The sequence below is a fragment of the Sulfurisphaera javensis genome, assembly GCF_041154675.1.
GTDB classification, from domain to species: domain Archaea; phylum Thermoproteota; class Thermoprotei_A; order Sulfolobales; family Sulfolobaceae; genus Sulfurisphaera; species Sulfurisphaera javensis.
Window position 1 is genome coordinate 381,072 of sequence record NZ_AP031322.1, and the last position, 25,107, is coordinate 406,178.

Below are 25,107 nucleotides of genomic sequence, written 5' to 3' on the forward strand. Positions count from 1 at the left end.
AGTATAAAAAATTTATATCCTTATCGTTATAGTTTGGAAAATTATAGCTAATATTGCAAATATTAACTCAATTCCCCATAATATTGCAACAACTTGATATTCTTTAAATTTACCCATTTTCATAACAATATGGGTTAATGAGTTTGGTTTTTCATCCCAATAAAGATATCCTTCTGGAGATACTTTACCAAAAGATACTCCTTTAAATTTTGTTCTAGCTTTGAGAATAAATTCTATAGCATATGGTATATATAAAAAGAATAACGCAGTATACATAAATCCGGCTATTCCTATAGATCCAATAACTGATCCTATGAAATAAGTACCTATATTACCCGGAAAAACCTTTGCTGGATATTTATTAAATAGAAGAAAAGCGAGTAAAACGAAAGCTAAAATTAAAGCAAGAATGCCAGCATAAAATGAAGGACCATCTGATCTAAGCCCTATATAAGCTAAAGCAGAGGCCATAATTAGCCCCATTCCAGCACCTAAACCATTTAAACCCTCTAGCATGTTAAATGCATTAGCTGTTATAGTTAAAACAGCTGGTAAAATTAAAATGTAGAAAAATATTCCAAAGTCAACTTCTCCGAAAAATGGGATCGAAATTATAGAGTGTCCAGAACTATATAGAATTAAGGGAACTGAAGCGAACACTGGTAGGAAAGCCCTTATTGACTGTCTTAAGCTAAAAATGTCATCTAAAATTCCTAAATAACCTATTAACAAGGAAGATAAAAGAACTGATATTATGACTTTTTCTATTGTTTCTGAAGCGTTCGATCTATCTGTGAATATTAAATAGGCAAATGAACCAGAAACAAAACCAGCAACTATGCTAATTCCTCCCAGTACTGGAATTTCTGGTTTATCTAATTTATTAATATCTTTACCTACAAAACCCTTAGCTTTTGAGATGTTAATTATCCATTTAGTTACTATATAGGTGATCAGATATCCTATAATTGCAGAAATTACTATACTCGCTGGATTCATTTTCTCCTTTTAACCGTAAACTCAGCTAAATATTTTAAAGCCTTTCCAGCCTCATTATTTTTCCAGCTAATAGACTCTAAACTATCTATAGCTTTTTTCATATATTCTTCAGCTTTAGTGTAAGCGTATTCTAATGAGTATTTTTTAATAATTTCAGCAACAGCACTTAATTCATCTTTTGTAGCATTTTTATTGCCTAAGGTTTTTAGTATTTTTTCTTTTTCATCTTCCTTTGCTTCTTTAATCGCTTTTATAACTAGAATTGTCTTCTTTCCCTCCCTAATATCACTATACACTGGTTTTCCTAATTCTTTTTCATCAGCTACCAAACCTAGAATATCATCAATGATCTGAAATGCAATACCTAGATTCAAACCATATTGAGCTAATGCTTCTACCTCTTTTTCATTTTCAGTAGCAATTAGACCTCCTAATGCTGCAGAAGCGGAAAATAACATTGCAGTTTTCCTAGTAATCATATCTAAATATTCTTCCTCACTTACTATGCTTCTGTCTTCAAATTGCATATCTAATGCTTGACCCTCAGATATTATTATTATTGCCTTAGTAAAAATTTCAAAAGCCTTACTTATTTTATTGTTTGAAGTTCCTTTAAACGAGTCATTAAGAATTTCAAAAGCCTTGGCATGAAGTAAATCACCAGCTAGTATTGCCATTGGTATTCCCCATTTTACATGAACAGTTGGCATTCCTCTTCTTGTTGTATCTTCATCCATTATATCATCATGAATTAAAGTAAAAGTATGTAGAACTTCTACTGCAGCACCAGCTAAATATGCTCTCTCTCTTTCACCGCCTAAAAGGTCAGAAGAGGCAACAAGAATTAGTGGTCTAAGTCTTTTCCCTCCAGCTTTAAATAAATAATAAGAAGCTTCATATAATTCTTTTACATTCCCTTTTATATATTTTTCAATCCTTTTGTTCACGTTATCGACTATGGTATTAAAATAATCTTCAAAACTCATGTTCTTCTCTTTCTAACACTATCATAATAAGATAAATTTATCCCCCTAGAGTCTAGCCATTCCCTAAGTTCCTTAGTTATAACAATTGGAGTCTTTTTTAGCCCTTGCAAATCCTTATTTCCACTGAGAAACATTGCTACCTTAAGTTCAAAGATAACTCTCTTCAGGAAATTCATTAAAGCTTCTTTCCCTTGTATTGCAGCCTTTAATGCTGGCAAAGCAAAACCTCCAATATCTGCCCCTAAAGCTATAGCCTTAGCTACTTCTAAGCCATTTCTTATTCCACCACTACCAATAATTATACTATCTGGTGCGCTAGTTCTAACTTCAATTATAGATGCAGCTGTAGGAATACCCCAATCTAAAAATAATTTTGCACTATCGGCTTTCCAATTATTTTTCCTTATTCCCCTATACATTTCAACTGATACCCAACTTGTTCCTCCTTTTCCAGAAGTGTCAAAATATCTTATTCCATTTTCGTAGAACAATTTAGCTATCTCCATAGATAAGCCTGAACCAGATTCTTTAATTATTATTGGAACTTTAAGAGATTTTGAGATATCAATAAGTTTATAAAGGATTTCAATAGAATAATTCGGTTCTCCTTCTGGTTGAAATACTTCTTGGGCAGAGTTGAAATGTATTGCTATAGCGTCAGCCTCTATCATCTGGATAGCTTCTTCGACTTGCTTAATATCATAACCCTTAACAAATTGCGGAGCTCCTAAATTTGCAATTAATGGAGAGTTTGGCGCTTTTTTTCTGGTTATAGCAAAGGTCTCTCTAGTTTCTTTTCTTTCTATTGCAATTCTTTGGCTACCAACTCCCATACCTAATCCTAATTCTTCAACTACTTCAGCAATGGTCTCGTTAATTTTACCTAATTCTGGAAGTCCCCCAGTCATTCCAGTTATTATGATAGGAGCACTCATCTTTTTTCCCAGAAAATTTGTTGTAGTATCAACATCAGATAATGAAAAACCTGGCAAAGACTGATGAACTAAGCTAACATCCTCTAGCAACGTACTTCCAAATTCAACATCTTCATATAAGCATATTTCTACATGTTCAATTTTACGATTAGTTATTGAAATTATCCTCACCCCTTAATTCAATAACACTAGCCCAATTTAAATCCCAAATTATCTTCCAGTCTAATCTTATTGGTGGGGGAATAGAATACAAGGAAAACCATAGTCCGTTTTCCATTCTAATTAAGTTAAGATCTTGAGTTTCAGCAAACTCAACGGGTAAAATACCTACCAGATGAATTAACGAGTTATCTATATAATTAAAACTTTGGGGAATTGGATATGAATAGAGTAGTTGAATCTTAAACTTTTTAACGTTAACTTCAACGGGGTCTTCACCATCTCTATAAAGAATGTCTTTGCCCATTAGTAAAGCTTTTCTTAGCCCACGTATAACTTCGGAATTGTATAAAGTATCATCTATCATTATAAGAACGTCGTTCATTTCATTATCCGAGATTGGTAAATTACACTTCTTTATTGCTTCTTTAAAATAAAGATAGGATAGATAAACATATTTAGATACAAATGGTATCTTTCCTTTCAAATTAACATTTACTGTACATTCAAATCCAGTTGCCTCCTTAAAATACTCGAAAAACTCTTGTGGTAAATCCGGTGTTTCATTAGTTATTTGAGAATTGGTAAATGCAAACATTATAAGAATAGGGTTATTTACACCTTTTAAAGGAATACCGAAAAGAGGTATAGGTAAACTAATCACCGAACCTCACTGAAAGGTAACCAACAACAGAGCTTTTGTCTCCAGAAGTATCACCAGAGGTTGCATGCTTTAAAATATATGGTTTCTTATTGAACTTCTTTGCTAATATTAAAACTGTCATTATAGGACCGTAACCACAAGCAGTAACATCTTTTTCCTCAACTACGTTAAAAAGACCTTTATAATCTAACTTCTCTATTTTTTCAATAGCCCAGCTATCTTTTTCTAACGTTCTCTCATGTGGTTCATAATGATTAAGATCACTACTAGCTATTACTACTATATCTTTCTGATTATATTTTTGTATTATTCTATAAATTCCTTCAGCTAAATATTCTGATACTTCTGGAGTTTGCATCATTATAACAATTGGTACAATTTTAAATCTAGAATCAAAGAAATACTGCAAAAAAGGAACCTGAACTTCAATAGAATGCTCATACAAATGTGCTTTTTCGTCGATGTCTATCATTTCAGTCTCTTTTACTAAATCCATAGCTATTTGTTCATCTATTTCAACTTCTCCCAAAGGGGTCTTCCATTTACCTTTAGGCCAAACAGAAACATAAGAACCTAAACCAGTATGATTAGGACCCAAAATTATTACAGTATCTGGAGTACCTTCTGAAACTAAATAATAATAAGCGTGAGCAGCTACTGGTCCACTATACATATAACCAGCATGTGGGACTATAAAGAAAAGATTATTTCTTCTACCTTTCTGTTCTGGAACTTGAGGAATCTTACCTGGTCCTAATGGGTGTAAAAAACTCCATTCAATTTGTTTCTTTAACTTATCTTCATCTCCTTCATAAAATGACCCAGCCACCGCAGGTAATCTTATCATTCCACAAGCCTCGTTTCAAAGTCTTCTACCCTTTGTGGAATATCTCCTTCTGGAGGAATCTCCTTTCTCTCTCTAAGAATTTGCCTTGCTAAAATCCAGTAAAGTAATGCTAAAGATTTCCTTCCCTTATTATTTGCCGGAATTATAAAGTCTACAAATTCAACCTTAGCATCAGTATCTGCAAATGCAACTACTGGTACACCAACGCTAGAAGCTTCCTTAATTGCTTGTAAATCAGTCCTAGGATCAGTAGCTACAATTACTTCTGGTTCAATATGATTAGGTAATTGTGGATTAGTTAAAATCCCTGGTGGAAATCTACCAACAATAGCTTTTCCTCTGATAACCTCTGCAAATTTTGATACTGGAGTAAAGGCATAAGGTCTTGATGTTACAGCAATTATATTTTCTGGATTAAAACGAGCTAAGAACTTTGCTGCAATTCTAAGCCTCTCGTCTATTTTTCTTACATCTAAAACATAAAGTCCTTCTGGTCTAACTCTATACACAAATTTCTCCATATACTTTGTACACGTATGAGTTCCTATGTGAACTCCAGCAGATAAGTAAGTATCTAAGGGTACTAGTAGTTCTATTACTGCACCTTTTTCTGACTTTTGTAGTTCAGCTTTTTCTTCTTCACTTAATTGACCTTCTTTTTCTTTTTCAGACATAAATTACACCTCAAATCGGTCTTGTATAATGAACTACCTCTCTTATGATATCTACATGAGATAAAAGCATTCTCCTACAACAATACCTTTTAACCCCTAAATCATCTAATACTTTACCAGGATCTTCACCTGCAGATACTCTGTTTATAAATGGTTCCCATTTATCTCCAATTAAAGCTCCGCAAGTAAAGCATCTAATAGGGATAATCATACAATTTCACCTATAAGCCTTCTGCCTCCATCTTCTAGCACTATATCTCATCCATTTCTCTGATTCAGTTTGTCTAGGATCTCCAGCCAACATTGTCCTATCATATACTCTGTAAATTTCTAAAAGCTCTTTACTTCCAGTAAACCTTACTAATGCTCTAGCTAATGCCATTCTTGCTGCATCAGCTTGACCCATTACTCCTCCACCATTTACATAAATCTTAGCATCTATAGAAGATGATATTTTATTACCAGCTAAAAGTAAAGGTTCCATAATTTTCATCCTTACAACTTCCATAGGAATTATCTCCAATGGTATATCATTTATGAAAACCCTACCCTTACCTGGTGTTAATATACATTTAGCTCTAGCCATCTTTCTTCTTGCATAAGAAATTATAACCTGGGATTGTTGGCTCATTGAGCGAAACCTCCTAATAATTTCGATAATTCACCAACAGTTATATATTTACCTTTCAATCTTTTTACATCAGCATCTTCAAATCTTATCATTTGCTTATCTTTATATTCATTAGGTACTCCAATGTAAACAATTAAATTCTTTAACATCATTTTACCAGACTTATTTTTTGGTAACATACCTCTAACAGTTCTTTTCACAATATTAATTGGATTTCTCGGCCTCTTTATTGTATTTTTCTCTGGATTTTGGAATTTTCTAACAGTAAAGATTAAACTATAACCTTGAACAACTCTAGCTCTAGGACCACTAATAACAGCTTTTTCAGCGTTAACAACAACAACTTTCTTACCTTGAATTAACAGCTTAGCAATATGAGTAGCCATTCTTCCTAAAATCTCATTTTCAGCGTTAACAACTACTATCTGTTCACTCATTGCTTCATCAACCTCACATTCTTAAAGTCTTTTATTTCTTCAACAGCTTTATATAAACTCATTACTTTACCACCGCTTTTCTCTATTTTCTCTTTAGCCGATTTTGAAAAAGATAAAGCCACAACTGTAACAGGGTGATCTAAATTACCTATTCCTAAAACTTTACCAGGAACAATAACGATATCATTAGACTTGGTATATTTGTTTATCTTATAAATGTTAATATATGCACGTTTTCTGCTTGGTTTCTGTAATTCCTCGGCTACTTTTTGCCACAATGGTTTTTCTTGTTTATCTAACAAATCTATGAGTTTTCTAATCATTATATTAGTGCTTCCAGTTCTGGCGACCATGTCACAATCCCTCTGCTAGCTTTTTTAATTGATCAAGTTTACGTAATAAACTTTTCCCAGCCTCTATTAAAATTCTCTCTGGCCTTAAACTTCCTACAGATTCAATTTCTAAAATATATTTATTATCAACTGACGAAAGGAAAATATTATTTTCACAGTACTTTAAGCATTCCTCACAAAGTGTACAAGCAAGCTCATTTTTGACTATAAGTTGATTATTTTCTATAGCAAAAACACCTTCAGGACAAACTTCAGCAGCTTTTTCGCAATTTCCTTTTACTTCAACATGAGGATAATATCTTACTATAGAAATAGAAACTGGACTAAACTTTATATGCTCTTTACCATATCCTAAACGTAATCTAGCTTCTAAAGTAACTTTCTGTTTAGGCCCTAATAATACAATTGGAATGTTACCAGAAATAGGAGTTATAGCCGGATCATCAGACTTTAAATCTTTAGAATATATCATTAAAGTCTCTCCTTCTCCAGTACCTACATCTAAATAAACTCTCGCATAACATCCTTCACAATTTTCTTTACATTCTACACATTCCTCTGGTGGTCTATAATGGTCTATTGCTTCTTCAGAAGAAAAAGGTATCATAGCCAGTCTATGAGCTAATATTTCATCATAAAGAGGGCTATTATTCTCTATAAAGTATACTTCATCCACAGCCATAACTGGAACATATAAAATTGTTGATCTTCTTATTGAGTTAACTAATTCTAATGGATAACCCTCAACTACTAATTTAAGGGAATTTTTGTCTTTACTAAGTAAAGAAATAGGCATAGTACGTCAGACTCTTCTCCCTCTCCTGCCTCCAGGCCTTCTTATACTATCATGAGGAATTGGTGTTACGTCTTCAATTCTTCCTATTATAAACCCTGCTCTTGCTAAAGCTCTAATTGCTGGTTGTGCGCCAGGACCAGGAGTTTTTGAACCATAACCACCTTGAGCTCTTACTTTTATGTGTATAGCTGAAATACCTTTATCAAAGGCTTCTGTTGCTGCTTTATTAGCTGCTAACATAGCAGCATAAGGTGAAGGTTTCTCTCTATCAGCTTTTACTACCATCCCACCAGAGGCTCTAGAGATAATCTCAGCACCAGTTATATCTGTTATTGTAATTAATGTATTATTTTGAGATGCATATACTCTTGCTATTCCCCACCTAATTTCACGCCTGCTGGACATTTTCCTCACCTTGTTGAGTTGGAGGATGTTGTTTGAATGGAGAGGTTGGATAGAAGTCTATTAAATCTTCCTCTCCTCTCATTACGATATATCCCGGAGAAGTAACCCTCTTTCCACCAACTGCTATATGCCCATGAACTATAAGTTGTCTTGCTTGATAGATTGTCCTTGCTAGTCCTTTCTTATATACTATAGTTTGAAGCCTTCTTTCGAGATAGTTTTCCTCAGTTAGACCTAATACGTCATCTAATGTTGCATTATCTTTTTCTATAATACCCATCCTATATAATTTTTGTATTAATTGTTTTTCTCTAGTAGCTCTTTCTGCTGGTGGTAATGCTAGCAAAGATCTAGCTTGATGCCTAAAGTTTCTAATTATTGTTTGTGCTAACCACAGTTCTCTTTTGTTTCTTAAACCATATTTACCTACTAAAACTTGTTCTTTTTCTAAGTTTACTCTAATCCAAGGATGACCAGGGCCTTCCCATTTTCTTCTGCTTTTCTTCGGATCACCCATTCATATCACCCTTGTTTCTTTTCACCACCAGAGGAAGAAGCCTGAGCTTTCTGCTGTTGTGCAGCAGGTTGAGCGGCTTTTGATCTTCTTACTCCGACTGTGGTACCAGTTCTGCCAGTTGTTCTTGTTCTTTGACCTCTAACTTTTAAGCCTAATGAGTGCCTAACTCCTCTCCAACTTTTGATTTTCTTTTCTCTCTCTATATCATTTCTAACATAGAAAATAAGGTCTGAAGTAACTAAATGTAAATCAATTCCATTTTCATAATCCTTTCTTCTATTATACATCCAATACGGGACATCTGGAATTTTCTTCTCTGTTAAATAATTTTCAATTTTCTTTATATCCTCATCACTTAATTCTCCTAATCTTCTATCCTTATCTAATCCAAGCTTAAAAATGATTGCCCTTGCCGTGTTATACCCTATGCCTTTAACCATTGCTAAAGCATAAGGGACTTTCATAGTACCATCTACGTCTTGGCCAAAAAGCCTAACTATGTATTTAAACTGCTGTTGCTGAGACATTAAATATCAACTGATACACCTAATATTTAACTCCCTTTTAAAGTTTTCAATACTTTTTCCTTCTTAGCTTTAGCTAGTTTTGTAGCGATATTAAGAGCGTTTGCTAAGGACTCCTCAGTGTATGGAGAATAATTTCCTATAACTTGTTTTATTGGAGTATAAGGAGATTCTCTAAACATTGGTTTAATAGGATTGTCATTTTCATCAACAATAGGAAACTCATGAAACTCAGTTACTTTCCCTATTATTTCTGCTCTTATGCCTCTTGAATTAAGTTTACTTTTAATTAATTCTGGATATTCCGTGAAAATCAATATAGAATCAATTGATATTCCAAAAGGATCTATTTTAAGTTTATGTAACATGTCCAAGACTTTAGAATTTATTAGTGAAAGGAACTTTTCCTTATCAATTTTAAAACTTACATTATTTTCAGATATTTCGAGAGCAGAAGCCCTAATTCCACCATTAGTTACATCTGTCATAGAACTTACATATTGATAAACATCCTTATTTATCATGTCACAAGTTAGTAGATCCTTTATACTTAGAGTTTCACTAACTACCTCATAAAATCCATTATATATTGCTGTGGTAGTTATTGTACCTCCACCACTTCCTTCTGTCATAACAATATATTGCCCCACTTTAACGTTCTTTCTAGAGAAGTAGTTATTTTTCAAAATTCCAATAGCTCCTATACCACCACTTATCCTCTCCCCTATTACCATATCTCCGCCTATTCTTAAGGTGCTTCCAGCTAATATAGATACATTTAAGGCTTCTGAAACAGTAGCTACTCCAGCTTCAAAATCAAGTAACATCCCTACATCACTATCGTCTGATAAATGAATATCGACAAGTATTCCTAATGGTTCAGCACCTTTAACCATAATATCTCTTAACGCTGCTTTGGTAGCATGAAAACCAGCAAGAAAAGGAAAATAAGATAAACGTGAATGAATACCATCTATCGATGCTATTATATTTCGATTAATTCTAGCATCTTCATATCCTTCTAAATTAGCTAATTCTAGTACCTTATTATGTATAATATGATCGCCAATCCCTCTTGATCCTAACCCGGCCTCTCCAGCCTTTATGTTTGTTCTTGGAAATTCAAAAATTTCCCCCTTTGCATTTATTGATGTTTCTACTTCTTTAACTATTGCCTCAATTATCTTATCTTTTAACGGATAATTTTTACCTTTATAAAACTCTATTTCTTCTCTGAGTTTCCGTTTAATCTCTTCCTTATTTGGATAAAGTTTTCTTGCTATACCCTCTAAATCCATATATTTCCCTTATACTATTATAGCTTATGAAAATAATTACAAAGGAATTTACAGTTAAGACGAGAAGTAGATTCGACAGTATAGACATTACTGAACAAGTGAGTGAAGCTATAAAGGGAATTAATAATGGTATTGCTTATGTTATTGTAAAACACACTACTTGTGCAGTTATTATTAATGAGGCCGAAAGCGGGTTAATGAAGGATTACTTAAGCTGGGCTAAAAAATTAGTTCCACCAGAAGGAGAGTTTGAACATAATATAATAGATAATAATGGGCATGCACATATCATTTCTTCAATTATTGGTAATTCTAGAATAGTTCCTATTATAGAAGGGAAATTAGATTTAGGAACTTGGCAAAGAATCATTTTGTTAGAATTTGATGGACCCAGAACAAGGACAGTATTAGTTAAGAGTATGGGAGAATAATAGCTTTTTTACCACTTTTTTATTAATTATCTCTGATATTCCATGCCTCCTGGGTTTTTCTCTATATTTGATAAAATTCAATATTGTTACACTTCCGAGTGCATAGAAAAGGTAGTTAATGAATATCTTTATTCGTTAATTAAAGAAAGAGAAAATTCTACAGAAATGAGGTTATTCGATGATGAAGATTCAATAACTGAAAAAGAGTTCTTTAACTATTACAAATTTAGTGAAACTTTAGTAGAAAAAGCGATAGAAAATGATATAGATTTGTCTGTAGTTATAAATGACTTAGAAGGAAAACTTGGTAAGACTCATCCAATTGTAGTTCTTTTGAAGCAGTTTCTAATTGAGGAATAGAATTTTTTACTACCTCTACTTTTCTTTAGTTTGGGGATACTTACTTTGAATGTAGAAGAGAAGATTAAAATTATATCGAGAAATACAGCAGAAATTGTAACAATAGAAGAGCTTAGGAAAAAACTAGAGGAAAATCAAAAATTAAAAGGATACATTGGATTTGAACCTAGTGGACTATTCCATATAGGTTGGCTAATATGGGCTCAGAAGCTTAAGGATTTAATAGAAGCTGGAATAGACATGTCAGTTTTAGTGGCAACATGGCATGCTTGGATAAATGATAAACTTGGAGGTAATTTAGACAAGATTAAATTAGCTGGTCAGTACGCATTAGAAGTCTTAAGTGCCTTTGGAGTAGATATGTCAAAAATTAAAGTAGTTTACGCTGAAGATTTAGTAAAAGACAGTAATTATTGGGCTTTAGTAATCAGAATAGCTAAGAATACAAGTCTAGCAAGAATGAAGAGAGCTTTAACTATTATGGGAAGAAAAGCAGAAGAAGCAGAATTAGACACCTCTAAACTTATTTATCCGGCAATGCAAGTTGCTGATATTTTATATCAAGACCTTGATATAGCTTTAGGTGGTACTGATCAAAGAAAAGCCCACATGTTGGCTAGAGATGTAGCTGACAAACTAAATAAGAAGAAAGTAATTGCAATACACACTCCATTATTAATAGGCTTACAAGGAGGACAAAGAATGGAAGGAGTTGAGGAAGATGATTATTTGGCCAACGTAAAGATGAGTAAATCAAAACCAGAAACAGCAATATTTGTTCATGATTCCCCAGAGGTAGTAGAAGCTAAACTGAAAAGCGCCTATTGTCCTAAAGGAGTAATAGTAGATAATCCAGTACTTCAGATTAACAAATATCTTATCTTCTCAAGAGACGGTGCTACATTAAAAGTTGAAAGGGATATTAAATACGGCGGAGACATAGAATTTAAATCGTATGAAGAATTAGAAAAAGTTTATTCAGAAGGGAAACTACATCCATTAGACTTAAAGCTTGCGACAGCGAGAAAATTAAATGAAATACTAGACCCAATTAGGAAAAAATTAGAATCAAAATCCGAGTTCACACTTCTCATAGAAGAACTTGAAAAAGGGATAACAAGGTGAAAAAATGAAATACAATATAGTACTCAAATTTGAGGTAGAAGGTATCGTAGATAAACCAGACGTGATTGGAGCAATATTCGGCCAAACCGAAAACTTGTTTGGAGAAGAATTTGATTTAAGAGAATTGCAAGATAAAGGAAGATTAGGAAGAATCTATGTTAACATTAATACAAGTAAAAATAAAACTGAAGGAGAAATAATAATACCATCTAATCTTGATCGAATAGAAACAGCATTAATAGCTGCTATGGTTGAGAACGTTGATAAGGTTGGTCCTTATAATGCTAAGTTTAAACTAGTTGAAATACAAGATATAAGAGAAGAGAAAATAAAGAAAATCATTGATAGAGCAAAGGAAATATTAGGAACTTGGACTAAAGAAAAGACTCTAGATATTAAAGAGGTAATTTATGAAATTTCTTCTGCGGTAAAAGCTGGTGAACTGATAGAATATGGACCCGATAGATTGCCTGCAGGGCCAGACGTCGATAAAGATCCAGAATTAATCATTGTAGAAGGTAGAGCAGATGTAATAAACTTACTAAGATATGGTTATAAAAATGTAATTGCTATTGAAGGGGCTACCGGAAAAATACCACAAACTATAATTGATTTAGCTAAACAGAAAAAGACTGTAATAGCATTTCTTGATGGAGATCACGGAGGAGATTTAATCCTTAAGGAATTACTTGCAAATAACGTGAAAATTGATTATGTTGCTAGAGCACCAACTGGAAAAGAAGTAGAAGAATTAACTGGAAAAGAAATTAACAAATCCCTTGCTAACATGATGACAGTAGCTCAATTTCTGAAGAAACAACAAGAAGCCCAACAAGCATTAAAAGAGGCTTTAGCCCCAGAAAGTCAACCACCAGTAGTAGTTACTAAGCCAGCAGTAGAAGAAGAAGTGAAAGAAATAACAATTAAAATACCTCAAAACATTATTGAAGAAATTAAGAAATTACCAGGAACATTAGAAGGAATAATGTTTGATGATAATTGGAATCCAGTTGAGAGAATTCAAGTAAGAGATATAGTACAAAGACTAGAAAATTTAGGAGAGAATCATAATATTAGTTATATAATATTTGATGGAGTCATTACACAGAGACTATTAGATTTAGCTTCGGCAAAGAATATTAAGGCTTTAGTAGGTGCTAGAATAGGTGGAATATCAAAAAGACCTAAAAATGTTGAAATATTAACAATAACTGACTTACTTACTTCTTAAAGAAGCTGAGAATATCAACTCCTCCAGTCTTAAGGGAACTTTCTTTTATTCCAAATCCTTCCAAAATTCTCATAGCTACCGGGATTATTTGTTTATCCACATAATATTCTACGTCAATTTTGTTCTTCTCCTTTACCATAAAGTAAGGCTCAGCTCTATCAGATATTTTTCCAGCACCTTTTACTATAACATATCCAATTTTAACACCCTTAGAAATTAAATAACCAGCTTTAGCTGCTTTCTTAGCTGCAACGACATGAGGAGCAGTAACATCATATTCATCTAAGTTTTTATCTATACTTTTCCATATTATTAAATCCTCAATCTTAAAGTTATATCTTCTTAAATCGAATATAACTGATTTAACATATTTAACGGCATCATCTACTTTACCAGTTTTAAGTATAAGCTCAATAACGTTAATTTGGACTTGTTTAGCCAAGTCACACCAGTCTCCTCTCACTGCTTCAAAACCTACTATATCTATTTTACCGTCCTCTGTTAAGCCAGCATAACGTTTCTTGTTCTCCGTAAAGAATACACGTTTATATACTTTATCTATCTTTATCTCAAGACCGAACTTTGTAGAAATTTCATTAATCAGAGAATTAACATCCCCTTTTCCTTTAACAAATATCGAATCAGTATCCCCATAAACAACTATAAAACCTTTCTCTTTTGCCATTTTTGCCGCTTCAGAGATTATTGCCCTACCCCAAGAAGTAACAGCTTCAGCACCTTCTTTGCTATACCATCTTGCCCCTAACCAACCCATATAACCATAAAAAGCATTAGCCATAATTTTTAATGCCCTTTGCCTAGCATCTAGTACTCTTCTTTCATATTCATCCGTAGTCTTTTCCATTAACTCTTTTACTTCTTTTCTTTCTTTAACTAATTTTTGCAAAACGTTCTTATATAAACCTGGAGGCTCTTTTCTAAACTTATACCCTGCTGGAGAAACCCAACAATCATCGCAATCTCCTTTAATTAAAGTATCTGGACCAATGTTATACTTAATCATTATAGAGGGATACATAGAAGAGAAATCTAATACGGTAACTTCTTCATGAATTCCAGGTAAAGGAGAAATTACAAGACCTCCTTCGTAACTTTCATATTCTCTTTCCTCTTTATTAGGTATTAATTCATTATACTTAAAAGCCTCCCTCATTAATAACCATTCTACTCTATACCCTACACTCGCCATGGAAAGTTGATCTAATGGCAAACCACTAATTTTTGTTAATTCTATACCAAATGGTACAAATACTTCGCCTAATAAATAAGCCGATTTTGCATCATCCATGTTGTATTTGAGGAGAATATCTCTTTTCTTCTCATCATCCCAATACTTAGGAATATCGTACCATTCTATAAGAGACCTTTTTTCCTTTGGCAATACCCCAAGATAATCAGCAACATTTTCTAAAGTTTTGACTTTTACTTCTTGAATGGATTGTGCAAATCCATAAATATCAACATTTAATCTCCCTGTAACTGAATAGTGACCATAAACACCTTGTGAAGGTTCTCCATTTATTCTTCTACCTACATCTAGTTTTAATCCTCTTATGTTTGCCCTTTCTAATAAATATGGCCAATCAAAATTATTCACATTATAACCAACTATAATGTCTGGGTCATATGTCTGAACAAAGTTTATGAAATCTCGGATTGCCTTTATGTCATCATATTTATCAGCTAAGAATTGTTTACCTCCTTCTTTAGTCCACACTCCTATTATAATTATAGGATCTCTCCTAGGATTAGGAGAACCGTACTTATTATAAACTTCGATATCAAAAGCCATCATTTTTAATTCTGGCATTTTATCCTCATAAATTCTGTTTATTTTCTTTAATTCATAAACCTTCTTTACTCTAAAATTATTCTCTTTCGCTTCTTCTATTTCAGCTTCTATCCAATAGAACGGTTTTAGATCATTATCTATTGCATATCTCATGTAAAAGCGAATATCAGCTTCTAATACATTTTTTACTCCATTGATTTTTGTTACCTCGTCACGGTAAACTCTGACATATGCTGGGATAACTGTTTCTATTCTAAGTACTTTTACTGGAGATCCAAAGTATTTCTTATCTTGTACTTCTTCTACTTTAGTTATAGGAGAATAAGATTTACTTAGTTTCAGAATTTCTTTCTTTATTTCTTCTATGTTAGCATTTTCATCTACTAATACATAAAAGTAAGGACGAAATTTCTTTTCAAGTAATACTACCCTATCATTATTCTTATCAATTGCCCAAATATAAATAACTGGCTTATTTTCAACTACATCATAAGAGAAATCAAGTATAAAGAAATTATCTATCATAAATAATTACTACTTATAATGAGATATATTTTTAATCATTCAAAACCTTTATCTCCTATAAAACTTTTAACCATTATAAAGGCGTGCTTTCCTTTTCCGTAATAGTTTTTCTGTAACTTAACTACCTTATAACCTAGCTTATTATAAAACTGTATTGCTGCTATATTTTTGTAATTGACTTCTAGATAAGAGTAAGTACATTTATATTCCCTAAATTTACGTTCTAACTCCATGAGTAATAATTTTCCTATTCCCCTCTCCCTAAATTCAGTTTTAACAGCGATAGATACGACATGTCCTCTGTATCCAAACTGAATTATCCCTAAGCTGTAGCCTAACACTCTTTCTCCTTCTTTTGCCACTAGAAACAATTCACGAGACAAATAATAATATGCTTTTAGCAAGGAATAAGGATACGGATCTTCAAAGCTTTCAACTTCCACCTCATATACCTTCGGCAAATCTGCTTCGGTTACATTAGTTATAATTACCACTATCTATCGTATTAAATATGAATTATGAAGATTTTAGAGTTTGATGATAAGAAAGGCATAATGAAATTACATGTAGAGAACGAGGATGATCTGTGGGTATTACATTTAATTCTAAAGAAAGGAGACAAAGTAATTGCAAAAACTACTAGAGATGTTAGCATGGGCAAGGAAAGTAGAAGAGTGCCTATGATAATAGAACTTGAGGTCGAACACACAGAATTTCAGTCTTTTACAAGTAGGTTAAGGATTCATGGTAAAATAATGGATGCGCCAGAAAGATTCGGAATAAAAGGAGCTTATCATACTATAAACCTCGATATAGGTGACGAAATAGTTATCGAAAAAACACACTGGAGTAAATTTGAGTTAGATAAAATAAAAAGACAATCAGAGAAACGCATAAAGCTTTTGATAGTCTTAGTTGACTTTGATGAATATCTTATTGCATTACCGATGACACAAGGAATAAGAATCTTGTCAGAGAAGTCTTTAAGGACACCAAATAAGGAAGAAGAAAGCATTATCGAAGATAATGCTAAGGAAGTTGCAAATGAGATTTTATCTTACGTAAACTCACTAAGAATAGAAATAGTATTACTTGCTGGTCCAGGACCATTTAAAGAAATAGTATCTAAATACCTTAAAAATATAAAAGTTTACATAGACAGTGTCTCATCGGCAACAAGAGCGGGATTGAATGAAATTCTCAGAAGAGATATTATTGACCAAATAAATAGAGATTATGAATTATCAGAAGAAACAAAAATAATGGAGAAAATAATGGAGAATTTAGCTAAAAATACTGGATTAGTGGCTTATGGAAAGGATGAAGTTAAGAAGACTGCCGAGTATGGAGCTATCGATAAATTATTAGTCATAGAAGATTTATTATCACCAGAGAATGAAGAAGAAAGAATACAAATAGAAGAAATAATGGAAAATGTAGAGAATAAAAATGGTGAGGTGCTCATAGTCCCTAAAGATTCGCCAATTTATTATGAAGTGAAGAACTTAACTGGACTAATAGCTTTACTTAGATTTAGAATAAACTAACTTTTCAGATACTTTTAATCTCCTAGAATCTGGATGCTCTTCTACTAACCAAACTTCATCAGCGTTTATAGAGGAAATTAGATCTGGAGATATGCTCCAATAGTCTCCTTCTTTCTCTCCATAATCAGAGAGATCATCTTTACTTTTAACAATAGCTCTAACAATAGTTCCTTCACCAGTGTAATTCTCATAAGGTTTAGATGAATATTTTATAATTCTGAGAAACCTTGTCCTTGTTTCTACTATATCTTTATAAATAGAGCTACAATAATGTAGAGCAATTTTAGAGTCTTCAAATTTGCGTAAAAGTTTTAACGCCGTTTCAAAACTACCTTTCACTCCAGCAACTCCATGAGTTATTTTAAATCCCTTAGCATTGAGTTTTTGATAATTTCTTTCTGTGAGTTCAAGTTCATTTATATTAACGAATTTGACCTTTTTTTCTATTGCCCATTTTATTAATTTCTCGGCATACTCTTCTTCCCCGGGAATAGATGGAATCTCTAAACCAACATCAAAATTAAACTTTAAAGCTTTCTCTACAGCGATCAAATACTCTTCTTTGACAGGATGGAAACGAATCTCATCTAATCTTACTTTCTCTAACTCCCTTAACACGTCTAAAGTTACGTATCTTCCACTAGTATAAAGATGAATATGAAAATCTTTACCAAACTCCTCCTTTAGCATTTTTATTAAATTAACTACTCTATCTAAAGCTAAAATAGGATCTCCACCGGTTATTCCAGCACCTAATGCATTCATTCTGTAAGCTTCATAAATATAATCAATTAACGAGGTAACTTTTGCTTCATTAGCATACATAACATCTTTACCAAATCTTTCTAAACTAACTGGACAATAATAGCAAGAATCACCGCACTCTCCAGTTATGTAAACAACTAACTTCCCTCCCAATCTACATAATTCACAACCCTTAGGTAAGAACAGATTATAAAGGCCTATATCTGGGTTACCTTTCAGCAAGTTTACTCTCAATATATCTTCTTACACATTCCCTTTTAACTTCATCTAAAAGTCTTCCTAATTGTCTTTTTTCATCCTCTTTATTAAGCGGTTTATTTGCTTGCAATTTAGGTGAGCCTTCATTTCCACCCTCTGGATAGTACCAATCCTTAAACCATGTAAATCCAGCCTTCAGTAAAGAGAAACCTAATGGAGTATCTGGCGGAGAAAAACCCTTATACAACATCTCTCTTGTTTCATTATCCCTAATGTAAGTTACAAATAATTTTCCGCCTGCTGGTAAGAAATGATAAATAAAAACAAAAAATTGTTCTTCTAATCCTTCCTTTCTTAACCAAGGATCATAATCAATTTCTAACCAAGGTGAGTAATATCCTCTTCCAGAAAAGTAAAACGCTAAGCCTAATTTTTTACTATTAACGTAAATGTCAAACTTTTTTAGTTCTCTTATGTGAGTATTTGAAATGTTCTTACTCTCAATTAACAAATTTCCAATTTTACCGTTAAGCATTCATCATCCTCCTAAAAAACTTGTTATTTTTACTTAAATTCCTAATAGCATACTCAAAACTTTCATTCTCGTCTAACTCATATTTTAGGAAAACACCCGTATGCCCTCTTTCTTCTCTTTTTTCAAGCAGTTTTTCTCTTTCTAATATAGTATCATGAGATATTTTGAGCAATTTAACAGCATAATCTTCATTTCCAACTAAAGGAAGTTGGATATGTCCTTTTTCAGAAGGAATAATTAATTCTAATATCTTGTTGACTCCAGCTACTCGTTTATTTTTAAGCAAATCATCAAATGATACTAAACCACCAAAATGATAGAATTCTATTTCTTTTCTTTTCAGTTTATTAAGTGGAAAAGATATTATTTCTTTTTCTTCTTCATCAAGTGAAATATAAGCTTTAGGAGTAGAAAAAGGAGTGGCTTGAACAATAAATTTATGGTGATGAGGAACAAGTTCAAGTTTCAACAGATCTGGGTTAAAAACTATAATATCTATATCACTACCCTTTTTTACATCACCTCTTGCTACTGAACCATAAACATAGCCTTCTATTCCTAATTCCCTTAAATTTCTAAGTATTTCTATTGCTCTATCTCTTTTATTCTTTAAAAGTTCCCAATGTTCTCTACTATACTCTATTTCCATAACTATTTAATAGTTTGAAATACTCCTTATATTTTGTGAATACAGCCGAAATATTTGGTATTTCACTTATTGTCTTTTGGGGAATAATGTACTTACTGAGAAAGAAACTTGAAAACAGAGGTTTTCAGATCTATCCTTTTTTACTATTATGGAGAAAAAGTACAAGAAGTGAGTGGCTACCAAATATAGCTAAGAGCAAAGGGTACAGAATATTTGAAAAAGTTGGAATAGGATTAGGAATAATATCTATGATAGCTGGTATTGCATTAATTATATATGTTATAAGTGAATTTATTACACCTAAAGCCCCTCAAGCAGCTTCTTTACGATTAGAACCAGTTATACCTGGAGTAACAATCGGAATTGACCAATTACCTTACATTCTTCTTGCAATTGGAATATCTGTAACTCTTCATGAACTAGCACACGCAATCTCAGCCACGTCTAACAATGTAAAAGTAAGGAGTGGTGGGTTCTTATTCTTAATCTTTTTCCCTGGAGCATTTGTCGAGCCAGATGAAGAGGAATACAATTCTTCAAGTTCTTCTGTTAGACTAAAAATATTATCAGCCGGTTTAGCTGTAAATTTAATATTAGCAGCAGTGTTTTTCCCATTAGCTGTATATTTACCTCCACTGGCATCACAAGGATTACAAATCGTAGGAGAATTAAAAGGATATCCAGCTTATAATGCATCAATTCCAGTAAATAGTGTAATACTAAAAATAGATGGACATGCAACTCATACTCCTTCTGAATTAGAAGCTTATTTACATCAAGGAGGAATACAGACACTTACGCTTTTGTATCCTAATGGTAGTATCAACAACGTTAAAGTTAATATTTCTGACCCTCAACATCTATTAGGAGTCTATTTAACATACTATTTCCCTTCATGGCTTTATGCAATACTAGATTTTATAACTTGGATGTTCACAATTAATTTTAGTTTAGCCTTATTTAATGGTGCTCCGTTAATAATAACTGATGGAGGAAAAGTATTCAATGAAATCCTGAAAAAACTTGGAGTAAATGAGAGGACTTCTTATCTTATACAAGGTGTAATAACAATGTTATTTATATCCGCAATTTTGCTCTCAATCAATCCTCTTCAATGATTTTAGCACTTAACATTGGGAATGGAATTACTTCTTTTATACTATAATTATTTGTTAATAACATTACTAATCTATCAATACCTATTCCTAAACCTCCAGTTGGTGGCATACCATAACTTAAGGCCCTAACAAAGTCTACATCATATGGGTGTGCCTCTTCATCTCCTCTTCTGAACATCTCTTGTTCTTGTTTGAATAATTTATCTTGAAGGAGAGGATCATTCAGTTCAGTATATGCATTAGCCAGCTCCATGCCTGCAATAAACAATTCAAATCTCTCCACTAATCCCGGTTTAGATCTATGAGGTTTACATAGTGGTGTTGTCTCAATAGGATAATCAAGAATAAATGTGGGCTGTATAAGATTTGGTTCCACTAATTTATCGAATAATTTCTCTATCATTAGACCTCTTATGTACATATTACCTCTTGGTTTTAACCCGTACTTGTCCATTAAGGCCTTCAACTCATCATCACTTACATTATCAATATTTTTACCTAAAGCTTCAGAAAGAGAGTCGTATAAGGTTATTTTCCTAAACTGTGAAAAGTCAATTACAAATTCCTTCCCGCCTAACGAGTATTTAATTTTTGTATCGTTAAAGATACTTTTAACTACATATTGTAGCATGTCCTCTGTCAGTTTCATGATATCATTATAATCTGCATAAGCCCAATATAATTCCATCAAAGTAAATTCTGGGTTGTGAGTGACATCTATATCTTCATTTCTGAAAACTTTACCTATTTCAAAAACCTTATCAAACCCACCTACAATGAATCTCTTTAGATAGAGTTCCAACGATATTCTTAAATACCAATCTTCATCTAGATAATTTACATGACTCTTAAATGGTTTAGCTAAAGCTCCACCATAAACTGGTTGTAATATTGGTGTCTCGACCTCAATAAAACCTTTAGAGTATAAATATTCCCTAATAAGTCTTATCACTTTGAACCTAATTTCCATAGCTTTTCTCGCACTATCGTTATAAAGGAAATCAACATATCTATGGGCATATCTAAACTCTGGAGAGAGTTTGCTCCAATCTGGTGGTTCTATTAAAGACTTAGCTAGCATTGTATAATCCTTTATTCTTAAAGTTAATTCGCCTTTAATCGTATATAGAAGATCACCTTTAACTCCTATTATATCCCCCCTATCTACAATTTCAAAGAATTTATCATATTTTTCACCTAGCTCATTTACCCTAAGTTGCAATTGTAATTTTTCACCTTCATCAAAAATATCGACAAAAGATATTTTCCCATGCCTTCTTATATTAGCAACTCTTCCAGCAGTTGATATATCAAACATAAATGGATCTTGTGGTTTATCATTTCTTTCAGAGGCTATCTTCCTTATTTCCGTAATAGTATGAGTTATTTCATATTTTTGCGGATATGGGTTTATTCCTTGTTTTCTTAGCTCTTCAATAACTTTTATCCTTCTTTCGTCCCACTTCAATTGTAATCAATATAAAGGGATAAAAAGGAGATTAAAATATTTCCGTAGATAATCAAAGTGCTCAACGTTAGGGGTTTGGATCCTATTGAATCTCACATAGTATTCAGTTCTAGTTATTGAATTTCATCGAAGTCATGTTACTCAATCTTCCCCATTCCTTTCGCAATAAGCCTCATGAAGTAAAACACTAGTAAATCGATTCCTAAATTATCTGATCTAAAGTAGCTCAAAACTTATCGCAATAATTACTGCACATTCTACAAGTATTCATGCAGACAGCATAAGCCGTATAGATTACCCCCTTCATAAAATTATGAATAGCAGAAGCATAAGTAGAACATAAAAATGATAAACCAACAAAACCCTTCCTTTAGCAAATTAGTCTTCACATTACCAAACTGCATCAATTATATCGTTATTAAAGTTCAAGTCTCTTCATATGTCTCTCTAAGTTTTTGCCGTATGTATCCATTATATTGTTATTAAAGTGTAAATTATTTCTACAACTTCCCCTATAGGACTTAGCCTTGGTTTTCTTTCATCCTTCATATAGAGATTGTAGTTATCTTAATTTCGTACTTAAACGATGACATAATGGACACACTTAGAATAAGTCCTAGAAAACACTTGAGATAATCAGAGTTAAGCTTATTTTATAAAATCACTATTAATTAGTTAGTGATCGATAAAGGGCCCGTAGCTCAGCCAGGTAGAGTGCCGGGCTCCAGCTTTTCATCGGGTCTGCTGACCCCATTTGGGGGATGAGTTAAAGCTGGAAAGGAGAGACCCGGTGGTCCGGGGTTCAAGTCCCCGCGGGCCCATTATTTTCTTCTTGTTCTAAGTTAAGAAGATACTTTCATGAATTCTAATTCTCTACAAAAGGGAAGAATCAGCGCTTGCAGTCCTCTTCATCTATCTAGAGCCCGGAAGCTCATCATGATATATCATAAGGACATGCTTGCTCTTGCTTTAATATTTTTCTCCTTGCATAACTGCATAAAATACAAAGAGATAAGGGATCTGCACCATTGTCATTAGAAACAATCTTTTGTGTAAATGAATTTAGAAGGTCCATAAAATCTGCGTCACTACTCAAAATTTTCTTCAATTGTTCATCTCCTCTCTTACCTTTTAATAGGTAATTCACTTCTGCTATAGAAATGGTTAATATTTCAGCTATTTCTTTCTGACTAAAACCTCTAGCTGATAATTCAGTTGCAATTAGAGCTTTTATTGCAGGGATTACATCTTTTACAGCAACTTCACAAGGTACTATTATCTTCTTAGGCAAGATTCTCATTTAACAATATGTAATGACATTTAATAAAATTACTTTTATACTATCTTACTATGTTTTTTCTAAAATAACATTCTCGTTATTCAAATCTAGATATGCATACACTTCATCTTCTCTTTCTATTATTTTAAAACCTAATTTTTTACCTATTTTTATCATAGGATAATTTTCAGGTAAAGTATAAAATTTTACTTTCTTAATTCCAGTCTTTTTTGCAAATTCGATAAGTCTTTTTACCAATTCAGTGCCTATTCCTAATTTCCTATAATCTGGGTGAACTACAACAGCAAATTCTCCGTCAAAATAAATTGAAGCCTCTCCAATTATTTTTCCATTTATTTCTGCAATAACAGTATAATGCTCTCTAGTATCAGCAATCTTCTTAGCTTCTTCTTCTGTTAATTTATGAAATGTAAAGAATCTTAAGTATAAATCATCATCAGAGAGAGAATTGTACAGTTCAAGAATTCCTTTCCAATCATCTTGCTTAGCCTTTCTGTAATTTACGTTTAAAGTCAAGCTCACACTTATATCTTACAATTCAAATTTAAAAATTTATACTACTGTTTAATTCTTAGCAAACAGACCGTGATATTTAATAATCAATAAACTGTTTTACTCATAATGATACAAAAAATAGTTGTCGTAGGAGCAGGAACGATGGGTCATGGAATTGCAGAAGTGGCAGCCTTATCCGGTTTTAGAGTTGGCGTGATAGATGTTTCGTGGGATTTCCTCAATAGAGCAAAAGATAGAATAAAAGAATCGGTAGTTAGATTATATGAAAAAGGTCAGCTAAAGGAAAAAGCGGAAGATATCCTTGCTAGAATAGAATTTAACACTTCTTATGATATCGCTAAAGATGCAGATTTTGCTATTGAAGCAGTACCAGAAAACTTAGAATTAAAGAAAAAAGTTTTTACAACATTAGATGAAATTGCACCTCCTCATGCTATTTTAGCAACAAACACTTCATCTATTCCAATCTCTGATATTGCAGAAGCTACTAAAAGAAAAGAAAAAGTAATTGGAATGCATTTCTTTAATCCTCCAGTTATAATGAAGCTAGTAGAAGTAATCCCAAGTAAATACACTTCAGAAGATGTAACTAACATAACTGTTGATCTTGCAAAGAAAATGAACAAAATACCAGTAAGGCTAAAGTATGAAATACCAGGTTTCGTTAGTAATAGAATATTCATAAGGCTACTACAAGAAGCATGTAGGGAAGTAGAAAGTGGTGAAGAGACTATTGAAGAAGTAGATAGTGCTGCAAGAAATAAATTAAAACTGCCAATGGGATTATTCGAGTTAGCTGATTATGTTGGTTTAGATGTAGTTGTAGATATATGGAATGTTTTAACAACAAGAGGCACTCCAGACGTTAAGTGTAGCATGTATAGGAATAAGGTAAATGAAAAGAACTTAGGTGTCAAAACTGGTAAAGGATTTTATTCTTATCCGTCACCCGGCAAATATTCAAAAGTTCAATTGCCTAATGAAAGTAAAACAGACCCAGCAAAGTTAATATCATTAGCAGTTAACGAGGCTAGTTGGATGATAGAAAATCAAATAGTTAATGCCAAAGATGTAGATACCGTAATGATATATGGTTTCAACTTCCCTAAGGGATTACTTGAAATGGCAGATGAGCTAGGTTTAGATAATATTTACAAGTACTTGAAAGAGATTTATGCAAAAGGATATGAAGCTTATAAGCCTACTTCAATCTTAGAAAAAATGGTAAATGAAAGAAAGCTTGGAAAGAAGACTGGGGAGGGTTTCTACAAGTATTAATATTTTTTAAACTGCTTATACAA

The 25,107-nt window shown here is 32.7% G+C and carries 30 protein-coding genes and 1 tRNA gene; 8 read left to right on the forward strand and 23 right to left on the reverse strand.

Annotated features, from left to right (window positions below; genetic code table 11):
• Positions 1 to 12 precede the first annotated feature (12 nt).
• Genes ACAM25_RS02015 through ACAM25_RS02085 form a run of 15 tightly spaced genes read right to left on the reverse strand, consistent with a single transcriptional unit; the run spans position 13 to position 10,225 of the window.
• Positions 13 to 999: a glycosyltransferase 4 family protein gene (locus ACAM25_RS02015; RefSeq protein ID WP_369610686.1), complete on the reverse strand. Its 987-nt coding sequence runs from the start codon at positions 997 to 999 to the stop codon at positions 13 to 15.
• Entirely contained in the window at positions 996 to 1,985 is a 990-nt protein-coding gene (gene gds / locus ACAM25_RS02020) for a geranylgeranyl diphosphate synthase (RefSeq protein WP_369610687.1), read from the reverse strand. Before gds ends, ACAM25_RS02015 begins: the two co-directional genes overlap by 4 nt.
• Positions 1,982 to 3,085 carry a type 2 isopentenyl-diphosphate Delta-isomerase gene (gene fni, locus ACAM25_RS02025; RefSeq protein ID WP_369611579.1) on the reverse strand — a complete coding sequence of 368 codons (1,104 nt, stop codon included), beginning with the start codon at positions 3,083 to 3,085 and terminating at the stop codon, positions 1,982 to 1,984. Before fni ends, gds begins: the two co-directional genes overlap by 4 nt.
• Complete coding sequence (locus tag ACAM25_RS02030) at positions 3,069 to 3,743, reverse strand: hypothetical protein (protein ID WP_369610688.1); 675 nt, start codon at positions 3,741 to 3,743, stop codon at positions 3,069 to 3,071. The genes fni and ACAM25_RS02030 overlap by 17 nt, the downstream gene beginning before the upstream one ends.
• The gene (amrB, locus tag ACAM25_RS02035; RefSeq protein ID WP_369610689.1) at positions 3,736 to 4,590 is read right to left on the reverse strand and encodes an AmmeMemoRadiSam system protein B; all 855 of its coding nucleotides are present in this window, start codon (positions 4,588 to 4,590) and stop codon (positions 3,736 to 3,738) included. Before amrB ends, ACAM25_RS02030 begins: the two co-directional genes overlap by 8 nt.
• Positions 4,587 to 5,264, reverse strand: coding sequence for a 30S ribosomal protein S2 (gene rpsB / locus ACAM25_RS02040; protein ID WP_369610690.1), 678 nt, complete (start codon positions 5,262 to 5,264; stop codon positions 4,587 to 4,589). The genes amrB and rpsB overlap by 4 nt, the downstream gene beginning before the upstream one ends.
• A gap of 10 nt (positions 5,265 to 5,274) precedes the next feature.
• Positions 5,275 to 5,475, reverse strand: coding sequence for a DNA-directed RNA polymerase subunit N (locus ACAM25_RS02045; RefSeq protein WP_369610691.1), 201 nt, complete (start codon positions 5,473 to 5,475; stop codon positions 5,275 to 5,277).
• A gap of 6 nt (positions 5,476 to 5,481) precedes the next feature.
• Complete coding sequence (locus ACAM25_RS02050; protein WP_369610692.1) at positions 5,482 to 5,895, reverse strand: 30S ribosomal protein S9; 414 nt, start codon at positions 5,893 to 5,895, stop codon at positions 5,482 to 5,484.
• Complete coding sequence (locus tag ACAM25_RS02055; protein ID WP_369610693.1) at positions 5,892 to 6,332, reverse strand: 50S ribosomal protein L13; 441 nt, start codon at positions 6,330 to 6,332, stop codon at positions 5,892 to 5,894. Before ACAM25_RS02055 ends, ACAM25_RS02050 begins: the two co-directional genes overlap by 4 nt.
• The gene (locus ACAM25_RS02060; RefSeq protein WP_369610694.1) at positions 6,329 to 6,685 is read right to left on the reverse strand and encodes a 50S ribosomal protein L18e; all 357 of its coding nucleotides are present in this window, start codon (positions 6,683 to 6,685) and stop codon (positions 6,329 to 6,331) included. Before ACAM25_RS02060 ends, ACAM25_RS02055 begins: the two co-directional genes overlap by 4 nt.
• A gap of 1 nt (position 6,686) precedes the next feature.
• A complete protein-coding gene (locus ACAM25_RS02065; protein WP_369610695.1) occupies positions 6,687 to 7,481 on the reverse strand; it encodes a DNA-directed RNA polymerase subunit D in 795 nt (264 codons plus the stop codon).
• 6 nt (positions 7,482 to 7,487) lie between these two features.
• Positions 7,488 to 7,886: a 30S ribosomal protein S11 gene (locus ACAM25_RS02070; RefSeq protein ID WP_052846715.1), complete on the reverse strand. Its 399-nt coding sequence runs from the start codon at positions 7,884 to 7,886 to the stop codon at positions 7,488 to 7,490.
• Positions 7,870 to 8,403, reverse strand: a complete 534-nt coding sequence (locus tag ACAM25_RS02075; RefSeq protein WP_369610696.1) for a 30S ribosomal protein S4 — start codon at positions 8,401 to 8,403, stop codon at positions 7,870 to 7,872. Before ACAM25_RS02075 ends, ACAM25_RS02070 begins: the two co-directional genes overlap by 17 nt.
• Positions 8,404 to 8,408: 5 nt before the next feature.
• On the reverse strand, positions 8,409 to 8,930 hold the full coding sequence (locus ACAM25_RS02080) for a 30S ribosomal protein S13 (RefSeq protein ID WP_369610697.1): 522 nt from the start codon (positions 8,928 to 8,930) through the stop codon (positions 8,409 to 8,411).
• A gap of 26 nt (positions 8,931 to 8,956) precedes the next feature.
• Entirely contained in the window at positions 8,957 to 10,225 is a 1,269-nt protein-coding gene (locus ACAM25_RS02085) for an AIR synthase related protein (protein WP_369610698.1), read from the reverse strand.
• Between the two features lie 26 nt (positions 10,226 to 10,251).
• Between ACAM25_RS02085 and ACAM25_RS02090 the strand changes: the two genes are divergently transcribed.
• The 4 genes from ACAM25_RS02090 to dnaG are packed head-to-tail and all read left to right on the forward strand — an operon-like array spanning position 10,252 to position 13,372.
• Positions 10,252 to 10,656: a secondary thiamine-phosphate synthase enzyme YjbQ gene (locus ACAM25_RS02090; protein WP_369610699.1), complete on the forward strand. Its 405-nt coding sequence runs from the start codon at positions 10,252 to 10,254 to the stop codon at positions 10,654 to 10,656.
• 42 nt (positions 10,657 to 10,698) lie between these two features.
• Complete coding sequence (locus ACAM25_RS02095) at positions 10,699 to 11,016, forward strand: hypothetical protein (protein WP_369610700.1); 318 nt, start codon at positions 10,699 to 10,701, stop codon at positions 11,014 to 11,016.
• 45 nt (positions 11,017 to 11,061) lie between these two features.
• Positions 11,062 to 12,141: a tyrosine--tRNA ligase gene (locus tag ACAM25_RS02100; RefSeq protein ID WP_369610701.1), complete on the forward strand. Its 1,080-nt coding sequence runs from the start codon at positions 11,062 to 11,064 to the stop codon at positions 12,139 to 12,141.
• 4 nt (positions 12,142 to 12,145) lie between these two features.
• On the forward strand, positions 12,146 to 13,372 hold the full coding sequence (gene dnaG, locus ACAM25_RS02105; protein ID WP_369610702.1) for a DNA primase DnaG: 1,227 nt from the start codon (positions 12,146 to 12,148) through the stop codon (positions 13,370 to 13,372).
• Here the strand turns inward: dnaG and ACAM25_RS02110 are convergent.
• Both ACAM25_RS02110 and rimI read right to left on the reverse strand, forming a co-directional pair.
• Positions 13,362 to 15,710: a DNA-directed DNA polymerase gene (locus ACAM25_RS02110; protein WP_369610703.1), complete on the reverse strand. Its 2,349-nt coding sequence runs from the start codon at positions 15,708 to 15,710 to the stop codon at positions 13,362 to 13,364. The genes dnaG and ACAM25_RS02110 overlap by 11 nt on opposite strands.
• A gap of 35 nt (positions 15,711 to 15,745) precedes the next feature.
• Positions 15,746 to 16,204 (reverse strand): ribosomal protein S18-alanine N-acetyltransferase, encoded by a 459-nt coding sequence (gene rimI / locus ACAM25_RS02115; protein ID WP_369610704.1) that lies wholly within the window; start codon positions 16,202 to 16,204, stop codon positions 15,746 to 15,748.
• A 24-nt stretch (positions 16,205 to 16,228) separates the two neighbouring features.
• Between rimI and ACAM25_RS02120 the strand changes: the two genes are divergently transcribed.
• Positions 16,229 to 17,257 (forward strand): mRNA surveillance protein pelota, encoded by a 1,029-nt coding sequence (locus ACAM25_RS02120; RefSeq protein ID WP_369610705.1) that lies wholly within the window; start codon positions 16,229 to 16,231, stop codon positions 17,255 to 17,257.
• On the opposite strand, the gene ACAM25_RS02125 is transcribed toward ACAM25_RS02120, so the two are convergent.
• From ACAM25_RS02125 to ACAM25_RS02135, 3 genes are read right to left on the reverse strand one after another with little or no spacing between them, the layout of a single operon-like run.
• Complete coding sequence (locus ACAM25_RS02125) at positions 17,234 to 18,244, reverse strand: radical SAM protein (protein ID WP_369610706.1); 1,011 nt, start codon at positions 18,242 to 18,244, stop codon at positions 17,234 to 17,236. The two genes, ACAM25_RS02120 and ACAM25_RS02125, sit on opposite strands and share 24 nt — an antisense overlap.
• Positions 18,231 to 18,755 carry a DUF1122 family protein gene (locus ACAM25_RS02130; protein ID WP_369610707.1) on the reverse strand — a complete coding sequence of 175 codons (525 nt, stop codon included), beginning with the start codon at positions 18,753 to 18,755 and terminating at the stop codon, positions 18,231 to 18,233. Before ACAM25_RS02130 ends, ACAM25_RS02125 begins: the two co-directional genes overlap by 14 nt.
• Complete coding sequence (locus ACAM25_RS02135; protein ID WP_369610708.1) at positions 18,748 to 19,404, reverse strand: nucleotidyltransferase domain-containing protein; 657 nt, start codon at positions 19,402 to 19,404, stop codon at positions 18,748 to 18,750. Before ACAM25_RS02135 ends, ACAM25_RS02130 begins: the two co-directional genes overlap by 8 nt.
• 35 nt (positions 19,405 to 19,439) lie before the next feature.
• Between ACAM25_RS02135 and ACAM25_RS02140 the strand changes: the two genes are divergently transcribed.
• Positions 19,440 to 20,522 (forward strand): site-2 protease family protein, encoded by a 1,083-nt coding sequence (locus tag ACAM25_RS02140; protein WP_369610709.1) that lies wholly within the window; start codon positions 19,440 to 19,442, stop codon positions 20,520 to 20,522.
• Here the strand turns inward: ACAM25_RS02140 and lysS are convergent.
• A complete protein-coding gene (lysS, locus tag ACAM25_RS02145; protein ID WP_369610710.1) occupies positions 20,506 to 21,990 on the reverse strand; it encodes a lysine--tRNA ligase in 1,485 nt (494 codons plus the stop codon). The genes ACAM25_RS02140 and lysS overlap by 17 nt on opposite strands.
• Positions 21,991 to 22,680: 690 nt before the next feature.
• Between lysS and ACAM25_RS02150 the strand changes: the two genes are divergently transcribed.
• A tRNA-Trp gene (locus tag ACAM25_RS02150) sits at positions 22,681 to 22,811 on the forward strand.
• A gap of 113 nt (positions 22,812 to 22,924) precedes the next feature.
• Here the strand turns inward: ACAM25_RS02150 and ACAM25_RS02155 are convergent.
• Positions 22,925 to 23,290, reverse strand: coding sequence for a transcriptional regulator (locus tag ACAM25_RS02155; RefSeq protein ID WP_369610711.1), 366 nt, complete (start codon positions 23,288 to 23,290; stop codon positions 22,925 to 22,927).
• Positions 23,291 to 23,338: 48 nt separating this feature from the next.
• The gene (locus ACAM25_RS02160) at positions 23,339 to 23,812 is read right to left on the reverse strand and encodes an N-acetyltransferase family protein (RefSeq protein ID WP_369610712.1); all 474 of its coding nucleotides are present in this window, start codon (positions 23,810 to 23,812) and stop codon (positions 23,339 to 23,341) included.
• Positions 23,813 to 23,908: 96 nt separating this feature from the next.
• On the opposite strand from ACAM25_RS02160, the gene ACAM25_RS02165 reads away from it, so the two are divergent.
• A complete protein-coding gene (locus tag ACAM25_RS02165; protein WP_369611580.1) occupies positions 23,909 to 25,084 on the forward strand; it encodes a 3-hydroxyacyl-CoA dehydrogenase in 1,176 nt (391 codons plus the stop codon).
• Positions 25,085 to 25,107 lie beyond the last annotated feature (23 nt).